Origin of the sequence: Streptomyces sp. NPDC047117, assembly GCF_040643545.1 — a bacterium.
GTDB lineage: Bacteria > Actinomycetota > Actinomycetes > Streptomycetales > Streptomycetaceae > Streptomyces.
Window position 1 is genome coordinate 1 of the sequence record NZ_JBEYUN010000025.1, and the last position, 5,076, is coordinate 5,076.

The window sequence follows — 5,076 nt, forward strand, 5'->3', positions numbered from 1 at the left end:
GCTCCGTCACCAGCCAGGCGCTCGTCCTCACCCTCGTCGCGGCCTTCGGCTTCGGCGCGGTGATGGCTGGGCCCGGGCGGTAATCCCGCTCGGGCCCACTGCCGTACCGGGCCGGGCCCCGCGTCCGGCTTCCTCACCGTCGCAGCAACAGGGCGTCGCCGACGGGACGTTCGCCGGTGGCGTCGGACGGTGTGGTGATCAGCCGGCCGTCGACGGCCATGCCCACGGAGCCGCCGCCGTCCAGGTTCATCGCCTGAGTGGCACCGAGGGACCTGATGAGCGCGGCGGCCTCGGTCAGACCGAGCCCGTCGATGCGGCCGGGCCGGCGGCCCTCGGCGGCGAGCAGGAGGAGGCGCCCGGCCCGGTCGGTGCCGAGCACCATGCGCGGATTGCGTTTGATGCCCCAGGCGTACCCGAACGAGCGGTCGCCGGGGTGCACGATGCCGTCCCCGGCGAAGTCCACGGCCACCTTGCCGTCCCGGACCAGCTGCGGCCCGCCGTTGACGATGTCGTCCCGGCCGGTGAGCCGCACGGGGCGGCCGTCGGTGTCGGTGATCCGCTCGTGCAGCCGGACCGCCGAGCCGGGCGCGGCATGCGCGCGCAGCCACCGCTCGCCCGCGCCGGTCCCGGCCAGCACGGAGCCGCCCGCCGGGACCGGGCCGCCGCGCGGCCGCAGCTCCCGCACCCGGCCGTCGGCGTCCAGCACCGCCTCCATGCCCGGCCCGGCGGGGGTCGCGGCCCCCAGCTCCGGCGTGAAGCGGACGATCTCGTCCGGGTCGGTGCAGGTGACGTCGTGCAGCGGCCGCTCGGTGGGCGCGTCCCCGCCGGTGCCGCCGCAGTTGCGCACCTTCCCCGGCACCCGGTTGATGCCGTCCACCGCCTCCGTGTCACCGCCCGCCGTGACGGACAGCTCCGTCCGCAGCCGCCGGAACTCGGGACGCAGGCCGTCGCCCCGCAGAACGGCGGCGACCCGGCCGTTCGTCGCGGCGCTCTGCAGCCTCCCGCCGTACGCGGCGATGCCGGCCGCGGCCCCCGGTACGCCGTCCTGCTCCTCCATCACGAAGAACCCGGCGTTCACCGCGAGCAGCGCGTCCGACCGGGCCGCGAGGTCGGTGACCTTCTCCCGCCCGGCCACCCCCGCCCCGTAACCGGCGTCCAGCCGCCCCTTGTAGGCCCGGGGGTCGATGACGGCGACCTTGACGCGCGCCAGCCCGGTACCGGGGGTGCCGTCGGCACCGGTCCACTCGCCCACCGCGTCGAAGCCGGCGGCCTTCAGCGCCGTGCGCGCCTCGTCGGCCCGGCCCTGGTCCCCGTACGTGCCGACGCGGACACGTACGCCCACCGTGCCCCGCTGCCGCGCACCGGCCGGCCACCGGACGTCCTCGGCCCGCGGCGCGAACCCGGCGGCACGCAGCGCGCGGACCAGCCCGTCGGCCGTCTCCCGGCCGTGCAGCACCGCACCGTCCTGCCGCACGGTGACCGTCCAGTGATCGGCCCCGGGACGCCCGGCCAGCGTCCCCTCGTACAGCCCGACGCCGGACGCGAGCCGCTGGTGTCGCCAGTGGGCGAACTTCGGGGGGAGGGTGAACTCCTCTGACCCCTGGGCGTTGACCCGCTGCATGCCCACTTCGGGCTGCGTGGCCTGCTTCGGCTGGGCGAAGGCGGCGGGGGCCGCGGCTCCGGCCCCGACCCCGGCCTCGGCTCCGGCTCCGGTCCGGTGCGTGGCCGGGCGGGGGATCACGAATGTCGCGGCGAGCGCGGTCACGAGCACAGCGGACAGGGCGGGCGAGAGCGTACGGGACGACGCGCGCGAGGCACGCGGGACAGAACGGGGACGCGGCACCGGAACTCCTTCGGAACACGGCGGGGCGGGGCAGGGCACCGGGATGGCACCACGAAAACCCGTCGCGCGAAAGGAAAACGGGCGGAGGGCAGGCGGGGGAGAGGTGACGGGTGGGTGACACGGGGCGGGCCCCGGCGGCCGCCGCCGGGCGCGTCAGCCCGGACCGAGCCGGCGGGCGCAGCCCGTGGTGTGGTCGGGGAGCCGGAGGTACAGGGCCGTCCCGGAGGGGCACGAGGCGCGGGTCCGGACCGTCGCCGTCACCTCGTACTCGGGCCGGTGGCGCGTGCGGGAGCGCGATTCACCGGACTGCGATGCGCGGGAGTGCGATGCGCGGGAGCGAGCCCCGTCACACGGGGTCTCGCGGGCCTGGAGCCCGGCGGCGAGATAGACGCAGTCGCCCGCCACCGTACGCGGGCCACCGCCCTGCCCCGGGTCCCCGGGGTGCGGCGCGCGCAGGTTGCGCATACAGGCGTACCCCTGCGGGACCGAGCCGTCGCCGTCCTCGTCGGCGTCCGGCCGGTGCTCGCTGATGTGCAGCACAAAGTCGGTACGGGCCGGGCAGCGCGAGCCCCCGCCGTGCCCTCCGGAGCGCCGCGCCAGTACCCGCGCCGCGGCGGCACCGTGCCCGCAGCCCACCTCGCGGAAGGCCGCGCCCCGCCCCCGCGTGCTGCACTCGCCCCGGTCCAGGAACACCGCCCCGTAACCCGGAGCGCTGCCGGTGCCGTGCGACGACCGGCCCCCGTCCCGCTCCTGACAACCGGTCAGCAGCACGACGAGGGCAAGGGCGATTCCGGAGACGAGGACGGAGATGGGGCCGGGGGCGAGGACAGGAACGAGGGCGGGTACGAGGCCTCCTCCTGGCGTTCTGACGTTCCGGGACATACCGGCCCAGCGTGGCCCGCCGTGACGGGCACACGCCAGCCGGCACCGGCGTATTGCGCACGCGGTACGAGGGATGCGGTACGGACACGTGCGACGCCTGCCGTACGACCGGTCCCTGTACGACCGCTCTCCGTACGGGCGGGCCTACTGCGCATCGGCCCCCCGTACGGGTGCCGCTCAGTACGACAGGTCGTCAGTACGACAGGCCGTGACCGATCGGGAAGAGCTCCTTCTTCGGGGCGTCGGCGCGCATGACGGGGACCGGCAGCCGCCCCTTCGGCTCCCGGCGGCCCGCGAGCACCCGGGCCGCGGCGCGCAGCTCCACATCGGTCCACGAATAGCTCGCCAGCGCCGCCTTCACGCCGCTGAGCTGAGCGATGTCGTACGGGTTGCGGATCGCCAGCTGGACCACCGGCTTGCCGGACTCCAGCAGCGCCTGCACCAGCCCGCGCTGCGTCGACCCCGCGGTGACGTTGTACGTCGCCACGACCACCGCGTCGTGCTCGGCCAGCGCCGCCACCGCCGCGTCGGTCTGCGCCTTGGTGGGCGCGGTGCCCGTGGACAGCGCGGTGGCGGTGAAGCCCAGCTCGCCGAGGGTGCGGGCGAGCACGCCGGTGGGCGGGCCGCCGGTGCCCGACGGCGCGGCCGGGTCGGCGCCGACGACCAGGACCCGGCGGGACCGGTGCCTGGACAGCGGCAGCAACTCGCCCTCGTTGACCAGCAGCGTCGTGGTGCGGTCGGCGATCCGGTCGGCGGTCTTCAGATGCCGCCGCGTGCCGACCGTACGGTCCACCGCGCGGCGCGAGGTGTACGGGTTCGCGAACAGCCCGCGGCGCTCCTTCATCGCGAGGATGCGCAGCAGCTTCTCGTCGATCTCCGGCTCGCGGACCTCGCCCTTGTCCACCGCGGTGAGCACACCGTTGTACGCGGCCTTCAGGTCCGGCGGGTTCAGCAGCTGGTCGACGCCGGCCTTCAGGGCGAGCACCGCCACCCGGTCGTCGCCGTACTTCTTCCGTACGCCTTCCATGCCGAGCGAGTCGGTGACCACCACGCCCCGGTAGCCGAGGCGCTCGCGGAGGACGCCCGTGAGGATCGGGCGGGAGAGCGTGGCGGGGTCCTCGCTCTTGTCGAACGTGGGTACGACGATATGAGCCGTCATGATCGAATCGATGCCCGCCGCGATGGCCGCCTTGAACGGCGGCGCGTCCAGCCGCTCCCACTCCTCGGCGGTGTGGTGGATGTACGGCAGGCCCACATGGCTGTCGGTGTCGGTGTCGCCGTGCCCGGGGAAGTGCTTGGCCGTCGCGGCCACACCGGCCGACTGAAAGCCCTTCACCTCGGCGGCGACGTACCGTGCCACGGCCCGCGGGTCGGCGCCGAAGGACCGTACGCCGATGACCGGGTTCGCCGGGTTGACGTTGACGTCGGCGTCGGGCGCGTAGTCCTGGCGGATGCCCATGGCGTACAGCTCGGCGCCGGCGATCCGGCCCACCGTCTCCACGTCCTCGCGCGAGCCGCCCGCCGCCAGGGCCATCGCCCCGGGGAAGAGCGTGGCGGGGGCGCCGATGCGGGCCACTATCCCGTGCTCCTGGTCCGTGGCGATGATCAGTGGCACGGGGACCCGCTGGTCGGCGCCCGCCCGCTGGATGCCGTTCGAGAGCTCGGCGATCTGGTGCGGGTCGCGGGTGTTGTGCGCCCAGGAGAAGTAGATGATGCCGCCGACGTGGTACTTGGCGATCAGCTCGGCGGCGTTGGAGACGCCGATCTCCTTGCGGTTGGTCTCGACGTCGGCGGGGTCCGGGTCGGTGGCGGAGTGCCCGTACACCCGCATCACGAAGAGCTGGCCGACCTTCTCCTCCAGGCTCATGCGGGAGATGAGGGCGCGCAGACGGTCGTGCGTGCCGCGCGGGGTGGCGGCGTACGCGGTGCCGGCGGGGCCGGCGGTGGTGGCAGCCGCGGCGGCGGCCGCGGCGGCAGCGGTCAGGACGGTACGTCTGGAGTGCAGCGGGCGTCTGGAGTCGAGCTGACGTCTGGAGTGCATGTGCGCTCCTTCCGGAGGGCTTCCTCGGAGGACTTCCTCGGTGCTGATGGCCCCATGGGGCCCGGGCGCGGCACAGGCCGCTCCGGTCCGTCCGGGCCCAGGCGTATTGGCGTATTGAAGGAAACTGCCAAGGAGACACGGATATCCGGAAAACAATTGCCGGTCAATGCCCACACGCCAACCGGGTGACCGGCAACTCGAGGCGGCGGCCGGCCTTTCCGACGGCTCGCGCCAGAGCTTCGGGCAGCTTGAGCGCGGAGCAGCTCTCCCGACGGCTCGCGGCGGAGCTTCGGGGGGCTTGAGCGCGGGG

The 5,076-nt window shown here is 74.7% G+C and carries 3 protein-coding genes; all 3 read right to left on the reverse strand.

Translation table 11 applies throughout. The features are described 5' to 3' along the window. Window positions 1–133: 133 nt before the first annotated feature. Entirely contained in the window at window positions 134–1,765 is a 1,632-nt protein-coding gene (locus tag ABZ840_RS33495) for a phosphodiester glycosidase family protein (RefSeq protein WP_361566421.1), read from the reverse strand. 231 nt (window positions 1,766–1,996) lie between these two features. After that, the gene (locus ABZ840_RS33500; RefSeq protein ID WP_361566424.1) at window positions 1,997–2,725 is read right to left on the reverse strand and encodes a hypothetical protein; all 729 of its coding nucleotides are present in this window, start codon (window positions 2,723–2,725) and stop codon (window positions 1,997–1,999) included. A 193-nt stretch (window positions 2,726–2,918) separates the two neighbouring features. Then, entirely contained in the window at window positions 2,919–4,766 is a 1,848-nt protein-coding gene (locus tag ABZ840_RS33505) for a glycoside hydrolase family 3 protein (RefSeq protein ID WP_361566427.1), read from the reverse strand. Window positions 4,767–5,076: the final 310 nt, after the last annotated feature.

Coding starts and splice junctions, on each gene's coding strand:
- ABZ840_RS33500 (WP_361566424.1), bottom strand. CDS start 2,725: ATGTCCCGGAACGTCAGAACGCCAGGAGGAGGCCTCGTACCCGCCCTC.
- ABZ840_RS33505 (WP_361566427.1), bottom strand. CDS start 4,766: ATGCACTCCAGACGTCAGCTCGACTCCAGACGCCCGCTGCACTCCAGA.